We start from the raw sequence: 16,139 nt of genomic DNA, 5'->3' as shown, positions 1-16,139 counted from the left end.
AACAATGAACACGTTTACCAATCAACAAGTGTGGTTTGTCACTGGGTCGCAGCACCTTTACGGACCTCAAGTATTACAAAATGTCGCGCAAAATAGCCAAGAAATTATCCATGGTTTAAATCACTCTCCAGCCATTTCGGTTCCTTTGGTGAACAAAGGTACAGTGAAGACGCCAGATGAGATATTAGAGGTTTGTCGCCAAGCCAATAATGATGATTCATGTATTGGTCTCGTGCTTTGGATGCACACTTTTTCGCCTGCAAAAATGTGGATTGCAGGGTTAAGTCAGCTCAACAAGCCGTTCTTGCATCTTCATACTCAATTCAATGCGGCCCTACCTTGGGATGAAATTGATATGGGTTTTATGAACCTAAATCAAAGTGCCCATGGTTGTCGTGAGTTTGGTTTTATTGGCACGCGACTGGGGATTGATCGAAAAGTAGTCGTGGGGCATTGGGAGAGCCCGATTGTTCACCAACAGGTGGATGATTGGTGCCGTGCAGCGATTGCTATTCATGAAGGGAAGTCGCTTAAAGTAGCGCGTTTTGGCGACAACATGCGTCAAGTCGCGGTGACGGAAGGAAACAAAGTCTCTGCGCAAATTCAATTTGGTTATGAAGTTCATGGCTATGGTTTGGGTGAGCTGAGCGAGAGCGTCAATCAAGTTTCAGACAGTGATGCTAAGGCTTTAATGGATGAATACGCTTCTTGCTACACCATGAACCCTGAACTTTTTAAAGACAGCACAAGTATCAATATTCTAACCCAAGAAGCGAAGTTGGAATTGGGTATGCTGCGTTTCTTGGATTCCGTGGGCGCGAAGGCATTCACCAACACCTTTGAAAATTTATCGGGTATTTCGAACTTGCCGGGCTTGGCCACACAACGCTTGATGGAAAAAGGCTTCGGGTACGGTGGTGAGGGGGATTGGAAGACCGCAGCGATGACTCGCATCATGAAAGTGATGGGGCAAGGCCGAGTGGGCGGAACATCGTTCATGGAAGACTACACCTACAACTTTGGTCAGCAAAGCCAAGTGCTCGGCGCTCATATGCTGGAAGTTTGCCCTTCCATTGCTCAAGACAAGCCAAAGATTGAAATTCATCGTCACACTATTGGCTGCAAATGCGATATTGCTCGTATGATGTTCAGCGGAAAAGCGGGGCCTGCGGTAAACGTATCTTTGATTGATCTTGGAAATCGCTTTCGCATGATAGTCAATACGGTCGATACTCAAGCTCCACCACAATCGCTACCTAAATTACCCGTGGCGCATGCGTTATGGACGCCGCAACCCAACCTTGAGACGGCAGCCGCAGCATGGATCCATGCGGGTGGCGCGCATCATACCGTATACAGCCAAGCGGTGAGCGTTGAGATGTTAGCGGATTATGCCGAAATGGCGGGGATCGAAATGGTATTAATCGATAACCAAACCTCCTTGTATCCATTCAAGTCCGCACTCAAAACAAACAGCGTTTATTACCGTTTATCTTCAGGTATTTAAACCCGCGGAACACTCCCTCATCTGAGGGAGTGTTCATTAAGCTATGGTGTGAACATGAATGCTCTTCCTTTATCCACTGGCTTACCATTACTGCGTTATAAAGAGTGGTATTTGGAATTAAAAGCCGATACACCCGATCAATTTCAGCTGCGTTGTGAGGATAAACCTGTATTCGTTGGGCAGCTTGAGCTGATCAACAATGGGCTTATCATTGATATGCGCTCTGTGGTTTGGCATTTCAGATCTAAGCAAAACCATTTAGAGCAGTGGTGCAACATTCAGCTTAACGAAACACTCTCATTGAGTATGACTTACACCTTTTTTCAAGGTGCATTGGTGATTGATTATCTTGCGCGAAACAGCATCCCAACTCGGCTTGATATTCGACATCACATTACTCAAACAGACGTTAGCCACCAACTGGCCACGCAACCTGAAGACATCATCTCTTCGATTAAAGGTTGGCAAAGAAAACGTAATGACCAACCCAGTGAATACTTAATCGAACCCGTAGGGCATGGCTTCTGTGAGGCTTTTTCTGCGACACAATGGATAGTCTTAGATGAAAAGTGTGAACTGAAAAATCGTACTTAACGAAGAGGTTGCTTACACTACACGTAAATTACAGTGAATATTGCCCCCATGCAGAATAACCCTCTAAAACCTGGATATAACTTTAATGCTCATTTAGTGGCTGGACTAACGCCAATTATTGAGGGAGATGAACTGGATTTTACGATTGATCGACCTAATGGCATGAAAGGTTTTATTGTCAATTTTACGAGCAAAGGCGAGGGAACCATTTTTTATGGCGAAGATGAGTTTCACGTGAAACCTGGAGACTTACTTCTTTTTCCTCCAACAGCGGCTCACTATTATCATCGAAAAAAAGATTGTGCTTCTTGGTTTCACCGTTGGGTTTATTTTCGGCCACGAGCCTTTTGGCATGACTGGCTAACATGGCAACAGCAAAAAAATGGCGTCTACTTAACGCAAGGGTTGGATGAGAATACCATTCGCTATATTGAAAACCTGTTTATCGATATTGAATACACTTCAAAACAAGATGTCCCTTATCGAAATGATTTATCGATTAACTTGCTCGAACAATTATTGATTAGATGTAAGACACTGCAACCGGATGTCGTCAGCAAACCGCTTGACCCTAGGGTGGTGGAAGCGATGAATTATATGACGCAAAACCTCAATCAAGACTTCACTATCGAGGATGTTTCGGCCCATATCTGTTTATCACCATCGCGTTTAGGCCATTTATTTCGTTCTGAAATGGAGATGACCATAACCCAATGGCGCGACGACCAAAGGATCAGCCGAGCCAAACAATTACTGGTCACGTCTAACTACTCGGTCAATCACATTGGTCGAATTGTGGGCTATTCAGACCCACTCTATTTTTCTCGTGTTTTTAAACGTAAGGCCGGTGTGAGCCCTAAGATTTACCGCGATCAAATTACTTTGTAAACCTATGCAATCTGTCCGTTTGGGCTTTCGTCAATTTGGGTCGCTGTCATTGAGTGATCGTTTTAGTCGTTTTAAACTGCTGTACGACAAGCCCTGTGATGATCAGCACTAAACCAATCAGAGTGGTGGGGTGAATAGTTTCGCCAATAATAGTAGCCAGCAACAGCAGTGAGATGAAAGGTGAAGCAAAAATGAGATTGCTGATCCTTGCGGTGTTGGCCGTGAGTTTTAACGCACTCAACCACAGCACGAAGGTGATCCCCATTTCAAACAAGCCGACATAAGTTACCGCACTCCACCCTTTAATCGTAATCTGATGCCAGCTTGCACCTTCATAACAACTTAAACCAATCGCAAAAGAGATGGCGATCAAAAACCCCAGTAAAACGCCAATCACGGGGTCGGCGGTGTTTTTGGTATTAAGAATCCAGTAGCCAGCCCAAAGAAGCGTTGATAATAGTGCCAGCCCAACACCCAGCGGGCTATCAAACTGCATGGCTAAAATATCACCCTTAGTCGCGATAACCACCACACCAAAATAGCTCAGTGCACACGCTATCCAATCTTGTTTACGAATGGTTTGTCCTAAAAATACAGCGGCCATCAGTGTCAGGGTGATGGCCCAACTGTAGTTGATCGCTTGCGCTTGAGAGGCGGGCAGCAGTGAGTAGGCCTTAAACAGAATGAGGTAGTATGCGAGAGGGTTAATTAAGCCCAACAATAAGTAATACCAAGGGTTAGCGAGAAAGGTACTCACCACTTCGTTGAGCTTGCCTTGCAGCGCGCAAATGCCCAGCAGTACGCACCCAGAGACAGCACTCGCAACCGTCAGCATCTGGATCGGCGTAAATTCAGCCAGCGTAAGTTTGAAAGCCGTGGCAACCGTTGACCACAATAATACGGCAGATAAGCCAAAGCCGAGTGCGCGTCGTTCGTCCATGAATCCTCGTTAGAATAATTGTTGAAATAGTGTTCAGCGGCGCAAGTCTATAGTTTGCTGTTAACTTGTACAAACTGGACATTTATCCAGTATCGAAATACCATTTGTCCATGACTGATAAAATGAGTTAACCCGTTATCATGCAATGGATTATCGAAAATCAAGCGTTAGTGCTTTCAACGTTAGGCAGCGCCGTGCTGAGCGGCTCAGTGGCTGGCTGGTGGGTTAAGCAGAAGCTCAATTTGAAAAGTGAGCTATTACAACAGCAGTTAGAGACTCATCAAGCCCATCATCAGCAGCAGATAATCGAACTCAAACAAGCTTTGCAGCAGGCGCGACAAGAGTTGGATGAGCTGGATGAAGAACGAGATAAAGCCGCATTTGAGCTTAAGCAATCGCACGGGAAATTCATGGCCGCGATGGAAAAGTTGCGCTATTTCGAAGTGGTTAAGCAAGAGCGGCAACAGAGCATGGAAGATGCACACGCTCTGCGTGAGCAGAAATCGCAACTTGAGGCTCAACTGCGTGAGCAAGAAGCGCGGCATGAACAGCAAATTCAATCGAGCCAAGAAAAACTACAGTTACTTGAACACGCTGAGGAACGTCTAAAGCAGCAGTTTGAGCAGCTAGCCAATCAGTTATTTGAAGTCAAAACTGCGAAAGTGGATCAGCAGAACCGTCAAAGTTTGGAAGGGCTACTTTCTCCACTGAAAGAGCAGCTCGAAGGGTTTAAAAAGCAGGTCAATGACAGCTTCAATCATGAAGCGAAAGAGCGCCATACGTTGGTTCATGAATTGAAAAACTTACAACGCCTCAATGAACAGATGGCGCAAGAGGCACTCAATTTGACCCAAGCACTGAAAGGCGACAATAAACAGCAAGGCAATTGGGGCGAAGTGGTTCTCGCGCGGGTGCTGACCGAATCAGGCCTGCGTGAAGGGCACGAATATCACACTCAAGTCAGTTTGCAAAACGAGGCTGGTAAGCGCTATCAACCGGATGTGATCGTCAATTTGCCACACGACAAACAGGTGGTGATTGACTCGAAAATGGCGCTGGTGGCTTATGAGCGTTATTTCCATGCTCAAACTGAAAGTGAACGTGCTCGCGCATTAAGTGAGCATTTACTTGCGCTGCGTGCCCATATAAAAGGACTCGGTCAGAAAGATTATCATCAGCTCAAAGGGCTACAAAGCCTGGATTACGTGCTGATGTTTATTCCCGTCGAACCTGCATTCCAAGTGGCGATTCAAGCTGATCCCAGCTTGGTAAAAGAGGCGATGGAGCAAAATATTTTGCTGGTTAGCCCAACCACCTTGTTGGTTGCGCTGCGTACGATCGATAATTTATGGCGCAATGATCGACAAAACCAGAACGCGAAGTTGATCGCTGAGCGGGCCAGCAAATTGTACGATAAATTACGCTTGTTTATGGAGGACATGGAAGGGCTTGGTGGCGCGTTAGACCGTGCAAACCAAAACTATCAAGGGGCGATGAATAAGCTCGCGACAGGGCGTGGCAACGCACTGCGTCAAGCCGAAAGTTTTAAACAACTTGGCGTCGAGATAAAACGTTCCATAAACAGTGAATGGGTCGAACAAGCACAAAATGAGGCATGGGCAGACAGTGCGGTGGAAAATGCACCTTTAGTAGAAAGACATCACGCTGAGGATAAAGTAAACTGATCGCTCGCAGTCGCCTTTAACAAAACAGTGCTGCCCAAGAGGAACCTTCATGACGGATACCAGCGTGCAATCAAAAACAGCATTAGAGACACAAAATACCACTCACTTTGGTTTTGAAACCGTAGCGAAAGAAGAAAAAGTCGCCAAAGTCGCGCAAGTTTTTCACTCGGTTGCGGCCAAATACGACATGATGAATGACCTGATGTCTGGTGGCATTCATCGCTTATGGAAGCGTTTTACCATTGATTGCAGTGGCGCTCGCCCGGGCCAACGTATTTTGGATCTTGGTGGTGGTACGGGCGATCTAACCGCCAAATTTTCACGCATTGTGGGCGAAAAAGGTCATGTTATTCTGGCTGATATCAACAACTCGATGCTCAATGTCGGACGCGATAAATTGCGTGATAAAGGTGTCGTGGGCAACGTACATTACGTGCAAGCCAATGCCGAAGAACTGCCTTTTCCTGATAACTATTTCGACTGCATTACCATCAGTTTTTGCCTGCGTAATGTAACCGATAAAGATAAAGCGCTGAGCTCGATGTTCCGCGTTTTAAAACCGGGTGGCCGTTTGTTGGTACTTGAGTTCTCCAAGCCAGTGCTTGAGCCATTATCCAAAGTATACGATGCGTATTCGTTCCATCTATTGCCGAAAATGGGCCAAATCATTGCCAATGATGCCGACAGCTACCGCTATCTTGCGGAATCTATCCGCATGCATCCCGATCAAGAAACCTTAAAAGGGATGATGGATCAGGTTGGTTTTGAGCAAACGAGTTACTACAACTTAACGGGCGGTATTGTTGCGCTGCACCGTGGTTACAAATTCTAAGGATTGGGCATGCCGTTTGAGCCTTTAGTTACCGCCGCGATTGAGACCACACTCAACACCTTAATTCAAGACGATCCTGAGTTGGTGCGCCGATTATCACGCCTGAAAGGGCAAGTCATCCAAGTGCATCTCAAAGAGTTCAATAAAACGCTGACCTTCATTTTTAGCCAGCAAATTGATGTGTTAGCGGCTTACGAAGGCGAGTCGAATTGCTACCTGTCGCTCAATGTTTCCATTTTGCCCGAGCTACGCGAGCAAGCGAACATCACCCAACTGATCAAACAAGATAAGTTGGTGTTGGAGGGCGATATTCAACTGGCGCAAAAATTTGCCCAGTTGATCACCGATTGCAAGCCGGATGTTGAAGAGTGGTTGTCACGCCTGACGGGCGATGTGCTGGCTCACGCTTTAGTGCAGGGTGTGAAAGACATAGGCCAAGCGCTGCAATCACAACGAAGCAAGCATCAAAACCATCTCAGCCAAGTGTTAACGGAAGAGTGGTGTTTATTGCCCAGCTCGCTCGAGGTGGCTTATTTTTGTGACCAAGTGGATGATCTCAATAGCCAAGCGGCGCGTATCGAAGCCAAAATTCAACACTTGTTGGAGCAAGCATGACGCCAACTGAACTCAAGCGGTTGTACCGAATTATCAAGGTACAATTGGAATATGGTCTAGATGAACTGTTGCCAGAACATCAACTCACCAAAGCGCCAATATTAGCGCGCAAAGGATTGTTCTGGATTAAAAATCAGCATGCGGACAAACCATTAGGTGAGCGCTTGCGCTTAGCCTTGCAAGAGCTTGGTCCAGTGTGGATTAAGTTTGGTCAGATGATGTCAACGCGGCGTGACCTGTTTCCACCGCACATCGCAGACCAACTTGCGTTACTGCAAGATAAAGTCGCTCCGTTTGATGGTGTACTTGCTAAAACTCAGATGGAAAAAGCGTTGGGCGGCGCTTTAGAAACTTGGTTTGATGAATTTGATATTGAACCACTTGCTTCTGCGTCGATTGCTCAAGTCCATACCGCCAAACTCAAATCATCTGGCCGGGAAATCGTACTCAAGGTGATTCGGCCAGATATTCGGCCAGTGATTGATGCCGATATCAAACTCATGTATCGCATGGCGAAAATTGTTGCCAAAGCATTACCTGAAGCAAGGCGACTGAAGCCCGTTGAAGTGGTACGTGAATACGAAAAAACTCTGCTTGCTGAACTCGACCTACGCCGAGAAGCAGCCAACGCCATTCAACTGCGTCGTAACTTTGAAAATAGTGAAGAGTTATACATTCCAGAGATAATTCCTGACTTTAGTAATGAAACTGTCATGGTTTCTGAGCGAATATATGGCATTCAAGTTTCTGATATTGAAGGTTTAGCGGCCAACGGCACTAATATGAAGTTGCTTGCTGAACGCGGAGTGAGCGTATTCTTTACCCAAGTGTTCCGCGACAGTTTTTTCCATGCCGATATGCACCCGGGTAATGTCTTTGTTAATCCCGCGCATCCTGACAATCCACAATGGATTGGCTTAGATTGTGGTATTGTCGGTACCTTAAACAGTGAAGATAAACGTTATTTAGCCGAAAACTTCTTAGCTTTTTTCAACCGAGATTACCGCCGAGTGGCACAATTGCACGTTGATTCTGGTTGGGTTCCACGTGAAACCAACATCGATGAATTTGAGTTTGCTATTCGCGTGGTCTGTGAGCCAATTTTTGCCAAGCCATTGTGCGAAATCTCATTTGGTCACGTGTTGCTAAACTTGTTTAACACGGCTCGTCGCTTCAATATGGAAGTGCAGCCGCAATTGGTCTTGCTGCAAAAAACGTTATTGTATGTCGAAGGGTTAGGGCGTCAGCTTTATCCTCAATTGGATTTGTGGCAAACCGCTAAACCATTTTTAGAAAAATGGATGATGAACCAAGTTGGGCCGCAAGCGTTTATCCGCGCAGTGAAAGAGCGAGCTCCGCTTTGGGCTGAAAAATTACCTGAATTGCCAGAGCTGCTTTACGATAGCCTCAAACAAGGTAAAGCAATGAACCAAAGGTTGGATCAGTTGTACCAAGGTTATCGAGCCAGTAAGCGTCAACAGGCAACAGGAAAGTTTTTATTTGGTATTGGCGCCACTTTGGTCGTATGCTCGGCGATATTAGTGACCAGTGCTTATCAGCCGTTTGCAATAACCAGTGCAATTGCAGGTGTTGTATTTTGGCTACTCAGTTGGAGTGCTTACCGTCGTTAAGCGGTCTTTTATTTGAAATCAATTTGTTGAGAAATTCCTGAGGTGTAGAGAATGGGTGGTATCAGTATTTGGCAACTTCTAATTATTGCCGTGATTGTTGTATTACTATTTGGAACCAAGAAACTGCGTGGTATCGGTAGCGATCTCGGTGGTGCGGTTAAGGGGTTCAAAAAGGCGATGAGCGATGAAGAGCCAGCCAAGAAAGACGCAGATTTTGAACCTAAAAATATAGAGCAGCAGAAGACAGAAGCGACTGCTGAGACTAAAAAAGATAAAGAGCAGGCCTAACACGTGTTTGATATCGGTTTTTGGGAGCTGGTATTAATATCGGTTGTCGCGTTGGTCGTTCTTGGCCCTGAGCGTTTACCTCATGCTATTCGCAGTGTGGCAAAATTTGTTAGCACAGCAAAGAACATGGCGAACAGTGTTAAAGATGAATTAGCACATGAGCTCAAAATTCAAGAGCTGCAAGAAAACTTGCGTAAAGCAGAGCAAATGGGAATGGAAAATTTATCTCCAGAGCTGAAATCTTCTGTGGATCAGCTCAAGCAGGCTGCGCAAGATGTACAACGCCCTTATGCGAACTCATCGCCCTCTGAAACAAAAACAGAGCACGATGAACAAAGCGTTGAAGTGATTCCCGCTACAACGATTTCGTCGCCTGAAACGGCCGATAAGAAAGCCGACTCATCTCTGTAGGAGGAGTTACTGCTACCACTGTAACTCCTCCTCTTATGCTCTATTTATACGAGGTTCGATATGTCTTCCGTTGAGCAGACACAGCCTTTAATCAGTCACTTGCTAGAGCTACGCGATCGTTTATTGCGTTCAATAGCTGCGGTGATCGTGATTTTTATCGGCTTAGTCTATTTCTCTAGCGACATCTACGATTTTGTCTCCAAACCATTGGTTGAGCGTTTGCCTGAAGGGGCGACGATGATCGCGACCGATGTTGCCTCGCCCTTTTTCACGCCACTCAAACTTACTTTGATCGCGTCCGCTTTTCTCGCGGTGCCTTTCATCCTTTATCAAATTTGGGCCTTTGTCGCTCCAGGTTTGTATAAGCATGAACGCCGTTTAGTCATGCCATTGATGTTTTCAAGCTCGTTGTTGTTCTATTGCGGTGTGGCGTTTGCGTACTTTGTGGTATTTCCGCTGGTGTTTGGCTTTTTTACGGCTATCTCTTTAGGCGGTGTTGAGTTTGCAACGGACATTGCCAGTTATCTCGATTTTGTGCTTGCGCTCTTTTTCGCTTTTGGTATCGCCTTTGAGGTTCCCGTCGCCATCATTTTACTGTGTTGGACGGGGGCGACGACGCCGAAAACCTTGAGTGAGAAAAGGCCTTATATCGTGGTTGGGGCATTTGTGGTGGGTATGTTACTGACGCCGCCTGATATGGTGTCGCAAACCTTGCTCGCCATTCCGATGTGTTTATTGTTTGAGGTTGGACTTTTCTTTGCTCGTTTTTATGTGCGCAAAGATGAGGAAGAGCCGGAAGATGAAAGTCATTAATACATGAAAAAAGCGGCGAATAGCCGCTTTTTTTGTACCTATGATAGTGGACTATTTAATCTTCAAAAGATAACCGCACTGAGAGCATCGATAGACTTCCTTGATGCCCAGAAGTTTTTGCCAGAAGGTTCGATGTTGACGTTGTAAGTGATTACCATGTTCACACATATTAGCCACGTTTATGTATTAAAATTTTGCCGCATACTATAGTGTTTGCATAACTATTTTTGTGATATATATCACGTTAATGTGTATATCATTCTATCTATAGTTCTATAAATTATAATTTAAACAGTGAGTTAGCATTAGTGTTTGTAATGTTATTCACTTCAACCAACGAGAGTTCGGTGAGTTCTGCGATGCGTTTGGCAACTAGCGTTGTGTAAGCTGGTTCGTTGCGCTTACCTCTGTGAGGGACAGGGGCTAAATAGGGACAATCTGTTTCTAGCAGAACAAAGTTCATATCGAGATGCGGTAATACTTTATCCATACCGCCATTTTTAAACGTTGATACACCACCAATCCCAAGATGAAACCCTAGCTCATTAATGGCTTTAGCTTCTTCAAGCGTGCCGCCAAAACAGTGGAATACACCGCTAAGTGAGCCATCTTGCTCTTTTTCCAGCAGTTGTAGAGTTTGAGTGATGGAATCACGGGTGTGGATGACAACAGGCAAATCGCGCTCTTTGGCCCAATTAAGTTGAGTGACGAAAGCCATCTCTTGTTCGGCCTGAAAGGTTTTGTCCCAATATAGATCAATGCCAATTTCACCAATGGCGATAAAGGGGTGTTTATCTAGCCAAGATTCGATAACCGCTAGCGTTTGCTTCACATTTCCATCCACATAGCATGGGTGCAGCCCCATCATCGATCGGCAAAGTTCAGGGTAAGCCGCTTCTGTTTTAAGCATAGGCTCAATGGAGGCAAGATCGATATTGGGCAACAAAATAGCCTCAATGCCTTGCGCCTTAGCGCGTTGCACGACCTCATCTCGATCGTGATCAAATTCAGTGGCATAAATGTGAGCGTGAGTGTCAATCATGGTGTCTCGATAAACAGAGAATGGGAGAACAGTATACGGAAGTGTGAGCCTGAGGTCATTTTTCTGATTTTTGTCGATTGGCGCTAGCGTCAAAAAGCGAGAGTGATATGATTTCGCCACACTTGAGCGATAGCGGTAGTGAAGAAAGAATGCTTTCTCACACCGCGTATAAACAAGGAGAAGAGAGTGTCAGTATCCATTCAAGGTCAGTTCCCAGGGCGTCGCATGCGTCGCTTACGCAAGCATGATTTTAGCCGCCGTTTGATGGCTGAGAATCAGTTATCGGTTAATGATTTAATTTATCCCATGTTTATTTTGATGGGTAAAGATCGCCGCGAGCCAGTGGAGTCTATGCCCGGTATTGAGCGTCTCTCTATCGACTTAATGCTCGAAGAAGCGCTGTATTTGGCTAATCTCGGCGTGCCAGCCATCGCACTTTTTCCAGTGGTTAATCAAGATGCTAAAAGCTTGTGTGCTGCTGAAGCACATAATCCTGACGGCTTAGTGCAACGTGCGGTGAAATTATTAAAAGAGCATATACCACAAATGGGTGTCATTACCGACGTCGCGCTGGATCCTTTCACGACCCATGGCCAAGATGGCATCATCGATGAAAGTGGCTATGTGATGAATGATGAGACCACCGAGGTGTTGATCAAACAAGCGCTGTCTCACGCTGCAGCCGGTGCCGATGTGGTTGCCCCTTCCGATATGATGGATGGACGAATTGGTAAGATCCGCGAAGCGCTTGAAGAGGCGGGTTTTATTCACACACAGATCATGGCTTACTCTGCGAAATACGCGTCATGTTATTACGGCCCATTCCGCGATGCGGTTGGTTCCTCTTCGAACCTGAAAGGGGGAGACAAGAAAAACTATCAGATGGATCCGGCCAACAGCGATGAAGCCATTCACGAAGTGGCGATGGATATCAATGAAGGGGCTGACATGGTGATGGTGAAGCCCGGCATGCCATACCTTGATGTGGTGCGCCGCGTGAAATCTGAATTACAAGTTCCTACGTTTGCGTATCAAGTGTCTGGTGAATATGCGATGCATAAAGCAGCCATTTTAAATGGTTGGCTTAAAGAACGTGAAACCGTAATGGAGTCATTATTGTGCTTTAAACGCGCAGGGGCAGACGGCATTTTAACCTATTTTGCTAAAGACGTTGCGCAGTGGCTGGCAGAAGATAACGCCAAAACGGCACAATATTTACATCAAGACAACTAAGTTGTGAATTTAGGCAGGGGAGCGAATTTTCCTATCTATTTGAAAATCAATTAAAAAAAGATTTCATGAAATAGATGGGTAGGTGTTTTTAGCATGATTAGAAAATAAATGAGATATTTTCTCATTTAGGGGTTGATAATTAAATGAGAATCATTATTATTAACCATGTCTTAGGGAATGGCGAAGTTCACAAGGACGTCGAGTTTACGATTAACGAATTGCTAGGTGTTAAAAGTAACAAGACAAATTGGCGACGAACTTGCGCAAGTTCTTTTTGACACGACATTGCTCACATTGCTTCCAGTGTAATTTATAGCTTTATCGTAAGGCTGAATGAATCACTTCACTTAGTTTTACCTGTTTTTGCTAGGCGACATCCTCGGGTGTCGCTTTTTTTATCGCTCATTTTCAAGAGGATGCTTTTGTTGTGAATAAAAGGCCATCGATAGTCTTTTCCACAATCAATGATCGTAAAAAGATCATGATAGGAATGTTCGATCTTTGTTTTATTCATTTATAAACAATGAGTTAACACCATTGTTTTCCTCGTCAATCACTGTTTAATAACCAGTGGATAAAAACTATGAACAGAGTTATCCACAGAATGTCATTTGCGGTGGTGGACAAATCAGCAAAATGTTTCGTTGTTCAAGGTGCATTGGCGTGGAATCCTCAAGACAGTCATGGCATCCTTAGTCATTACATTTCGTACTCGCTTTGGATTGCAAAGACTATGGCTCGCATACCTGACAACCCGTTCATTCTGATTGATGGCTCTTCTTACCTTTACCGTGCATTTCATGCCTACCCAGGCACCATGAGTAATGGCGAAATTCCAACTAATGCTGTCTATGGCGTGGTCAATATGCTCCGTAGCATGATGCGCCAGTTTTCCGCTGAGCGTATGGTGGTTATTTTTGACGCGAAAGGAAAAACCTTCCGCGATGATATGTACCCACAATACAAAGCTAACCGTCCACCAATGCCTGATGATCTACGTTGTCAGATTGAGCCGTTGCACAATGTTATCCGTGCGATGGGGCTACCGCTGATATCGATTGAAGGTGTCGAAGCCGATGACGTGATTGGTACGCTAGCCTCTCAAGCATCACAAGCTGGCATGCCAGTGCTGATCAGCACTGGTGATAAAGACATGGCACAGCTAGTGGACGAGAATGTCACCTTGATCAATACCATGACGAATGTGGTACTTGACCGTGAAGGGGTGATTGAAAAATTCGGTATCCCTCCTGAGCTTATCATCGATTATCTGGCCTTGATGGGCGATAAAGTTGATAACATTCCTGGTGTACCGGGTGTCGGTGAGAAAACAGCGATTGCGTTACTACAAGGCATTGGCAGCCTAGAGCAAATTTACGATAACCTCGATAAAATTGCGCAATTGGGTTTTCGCGGCTCTAAAACCATGGCGCAAAAACTGGCGGATAACCGTGAAAACGCTTTTCTCTCTTACCAATTAGCCACCATCAAGCTGGATGTCGCTTTGGAAGAGAAACCAGAAACCTTGTGCAAAACCCAGCCCAATATTGATGAGTTGATTAAACTTTATGGTCAGCTCACGTTTAAATCTTGGCTAACAGAATTGCTAGATGGTGGTAATGGGGTGATTGACGCTGATGAAAAAGTGGGTGCGGTAAACACTTCTTCTTCACAAGCAAGGGAGATGGATACAACCGCCGCCACGATTGATCGCAGCCAATATCAAACCATTTTAGATGAAGAGACATTTAATACTTGGTTAGAAAAACTGAAAGCGGCAGAAGTGTTTGCGTTTGATACGGAAACCGACAGCCTCGATTATATGGTAGCGAATTTAGTTGGCCTCTCTTTTGCGACCGAAGAGGGCGTTGCAGCGTATGTTCCTGTTGCGCATGACTATCTTGACGCACCAAAGCAACTGGACCGTGATTGGGTACTCGCCCAACTTAAACCCATTTTAGAAGATGAAAGCCAAGCCAAAGTGGGGCAGAACCTAAAATACGATGCCAGCATTGTTGCGCGTTACGGTATCAATATGAAAGGCATCAAGCACGATACGATGCTCGCATCTTATGTGTACAACAGCGTCGGTGGCAAACATGATATGGACAGTTTGGCGCTACGATTCTTGCAACACAGCTGTATTTCATTTGAACAGGTGGCGGGCAAAGGTAAAAACCAGCTGACCTTCAACCAAATCGAACTTGAGCAAGCGGCACCGTACGCTGCGGAAGATGCTGATGTGACTTTGCGACTTCATCACCGTTTGATGAGTCATATTGAGCAAGATGAGAAGCTCAATCGCATCTACCAACAGATAGAAGTACCTCTTGTTCCCGTGTTGTCACGTATGGAACGTACAGGCGTGATGATTGATGATATGTTGCTTGGCGCGCAATCGCATGAAATCGCTGCTCGTTTAGAGCAACTAGAACAACAAGCGTTTGATATCGCGGGTCAACCTTTCAACCTAAGCTCACCAAAACAGCTGCAAACCATTTTGTTTGAACAGATGGGGCTACCGGTGATTAAGAAAACGCCAACAGGTACACCTTCCACCAATGAAGAAGTACTGCAAGAGTTGGCACTCGACGGTTACCCTCTGCCTAAAGTGATCATTGAACATCGTGGTTTAGCTAAGTTGAAATCAACCTATACCGATAAACTGCCTAAAATGATCAACCCAACCACAGGGCGAGTGCATACCTCGTATCACCAAGCTGTAACCGCCACTGGTCGTTTGTCTTCAACCGATCCAAATTTGCAAAACATTCCGATCCGTAACGAAGAAGGACGCCGGATCCGTCAAGCCTTTATCGCTCCTCATGGCTGGAAAATTCTGGCCATCGATTACTCGCAAATTGAGCTGCGGATTATGGCGCATTTGTCCGGCGATAAAGCGCTGCTTGAAGCATTCCAGCAAGGGAAAGATATCCATGCAGCGACCGCGGCTGAAATTCTTGGAGTGAGTATTGAGCAAGTCAGCAGTGAGCAGCGTCGCCGTGCGAAAGCGGTTAACTTTGGTTTGATTTACGGGATGAGCGCCTTTGGTTTAGCTAAGCAGCTCGGCATTCCTCGTTATGAAGCCCAAGAATATATGGATAAATACTTTGAGCGTTATCCTGGTGTGATGCAATACATGGAAGATACACGCTCTACGGCTAGTGAACTTGGCTATGTTGAAACTTTATTTGGTCGCCGTTTGCATCTGCCTGAAATTAAATCGCGTAATGGGATGCGCCGCAAAGCCGCTGAACGTGCCGCGATCAATGCTCCAATGCAAGGTACGGCGGCGGATATCATCAAAAAAGCGATGCTATTAGTCGATGCTTGGATTGAGGAGCATGGACAGGGACGCGTTAAACTCTTGATGCAAGTGCACGATGAACTGGTGTTTGAGGTGCAAGAGACGGCTTTAGCCGAAATTGAAATTAAAGTACAACAATTGATGGAATCAGCGGCAACGCTAGCGGTGCCATTGGTCGCGGATACTGGTCATGGAGACAACTGGGATCAGGCGCATTAGTTGTTTTTTAAGCAGAATTAGCTAATTTACATGAGCCGACGCACAAATGTCGGCTTTTTTATGGCCTAGAAACAAGTGTTCTTGATTTTAAACTTTGTGTTGTTTAATAAAATTTTCATGAAAAAAAACTACAA

At 45.4% G+C, this 16,139-nt stretch carries 14 protein-coding genes; 12 read left to right on the top strand and 2 right to left on the bottom strand.

Annotation, left to right across the window (positions count from 1 at the left end):
* The first annotated feature begins 4 nt into the window (after positions 1-4).
* Genes araA through araC form a run of 3 tightly spaced genes read left to right on the top strand, consistent with a single transcriptional unit; the run spans position 5 to position 2,989 of the window.
* Positions 5-1,507 (top strand): L-arabinose isomerase, encoded by a 1,503-nt coding sequence (gene araA, locus DD616_RS07035; RefSeq protein WP_208872116.1) that lies wholly within the window; start codon positions 5-7, stop codon positions 1,505-1,507.
* A gap of 54 nt (positions 1,508-1,561) precedes the next feature.
* A complete protein-coding gene (locus DD616_RS07030; RefSeq protein WP_208872115.1) occupies positions 1,562-2,101 on the top strand; it encodes a hypothetical protein in 540 nt (179 codons plus the stop codon).
* Between the two features lie 48 nt (positions 2,102-2,149).
* Positions 2,150-2,989, top strand: coding sequence for an arabinose operon transcriptional regulator AraC (gene araC, locus DD616_RS07025; RefSeq protein WP_029189931.1), 840 nt, complete (start codon positions 2,150-2,152; stop codon positions 2,987-2,989).
* A 46-nt stretch (positions 2,990-3,035) separates the two neighbouring features.
* Here the strand turns inward: araC and DD616_RS07020 are convergent, their stop codons facing one another.
* Positions 3,036-3,929: a DMT family transporter gene (locus DD616_RS07020; protein WP_208872114.1), complete on the bottom strand. Its 894-nt coding sequence runs from the start codon at positions 3,927-3,929 to the stop codon at positions 3,036-3,038.
* Positions 3,930-4,069: 140 nt separating this feature from the next.
* Between DD616_RS07020 and rmuC the strand changes: the two genes are divergently transcribed.
* Genes rmuC through tatC form a run of 7 tightly spaced genes read left to right on the top strand, consistent with a single transcriptional unit; the run spans position 4,070 to position 10,204 of the window.
* Positions 4,070-5,614 carry a DNA recombination protein RmuC gene (gene rmuC / locus DD616_RS07015; RefSeq protein ID WP_013855636.1) on the top strand — a complete coding sequence of 515 codons (1,545 nt, stop codon included), beginning with the start codon at positions 4,070-4,072 and terminating at the stop codon, positions 5,612-5,614.
* A 49-nt stretch (positions 5,615-5,663) separates the two neighbouring features.
* Positions 5,664-6,446, top strand: coding sequence for a bifunctional demethylmenaquinone methyltransferase/2-methoxy-6-polyprenyl-1,4-benzoquinol methylase UbiE (gene ubiE, locus DD616_RS07010; protein ID WP_010319838.1), 783 nt, complete (start codon positions 5,664-5,666; stop codon positions 6,444-6,446).
* Positions 6,447-6,455: 9 nt separating this feature from the next.
* The gene (locus DD616_RS07005; protein WP_069212131.1) at positions 6,456-7,061 is read left to right on the top strand and encodes a ubiquinone biosynthesis accessory factor UbiJ; all 606 of its coding nucleotides are present in this window, start codon (positions 6,456-6,458) and stop codon (positions 7,059-7,061) included.
* Complete coding sequence (gene ubiB, locus DD616_RS07000; RefSeq protein WP_013855638.1) at positions 7,058-8,692, top strand: ubiquinone biosynthesis regulatory protein kinase UbiB; 1,635 nt, start codon at positions 7,058-7,060, stop codon at positions 8,690-8,692. Before DD616_RS07005 ends, ubiB begins: the two co-directional genes overlap by 4 nt.
* A 51-nt stretch (positions 8,693-8,743) precedes the next feature.
* On the top strand, positions 8,744-8,980 hold the full coding sequence (gene tatA, locus DD616_RS06995; RefSeq protein WP_010319841.1) for a Sec-independent protein translocase subunit TatA: 237 nt from the start codon (positions 8,744-8,746) through the stop codon (positions 8,978-8,980).
* Between the two features lie 3 nt (positions 8,981-8,983).
* Entirely contained in the window at positions 8,984-9,391 is a 408-nt protein-coding gene (gene tatB, locus DD616_RS06990) for a Sec-independent protein translocase protein TatB (protein ID WP_013855639.1), read from the top strand.
* A gap of 60 nt (positions 9,392-9,451) precedes the next feature.
* Positions 9,452-10,204, top strand: a complete 753-nt coding sequence (tatC, locus tag DD616_RS06985; RefSeq protein WP_010319843.1) for a twin-arginine translocase subunit TatC — start codon at positions 9,452-9,454, stop codon at positions 10,202-10,204.
* Positions 10,205-10,484: 280 nt separating this feature from the next.
* Here tatC and DD616_RS06980 read toward each other — a convergent pair whose 3' ends face one another.
* Positions 10,485-11,246, bottom strand: a complete 762-nt coding sequence (locus DD616_RS06980; RefSeq protein ID WP_105977175.1) for a TatD family hydrolase — start codon at positions 11,244-11,246, stop codon at positions 10,485-10,487.
* Between the two features lie 186 nt (positions 11,247-11,432).
* Between DD616_RS06980 and hemB the strand changes: the two genes are divergently transcribed.
* Positions 11,433-12,479: a porphobilinogen synthase gene (hemB, locus tag DD616_RS06975; protein WP_026028265.1), complete on the top strand. Its 1,047-nt coding sequence runs from the start codon at positions 11,433-11,435 to the stop codon at positions 12,477-12,479.
* Positions 12,480-13,212: 733 nt separating this feature from the next.
* Positions 13,213-16,005 carry a DNA polymerase I gene (polA, locus tag DD616_RS06970; protein ID WP_029189929.1) on the top strand — a complete coding sequence of 931 codons (2,793 nt, stop codon included), beginning with the start codon at positions 13,213-13,215 and terminating at the stop codon, positions 16,003-16,005.
* The last annotated feature ends 134 nt before the right edge of the window (positions 16,006-16,139 follow it).

Origin of the sequence: Vibrio anguillarum (assembly GCF_003390515.1) — a bacterium.
Classification (GTDB): Bacteria; Pseudomonadota; Gammaproteobacteria; order Enterobacterales; family Vibrionaceae; genus Vibrio; species Vibrio anguillarum.
This window is presented reverse-complemented; position numbering and strand designations above follow the sequence as displayed.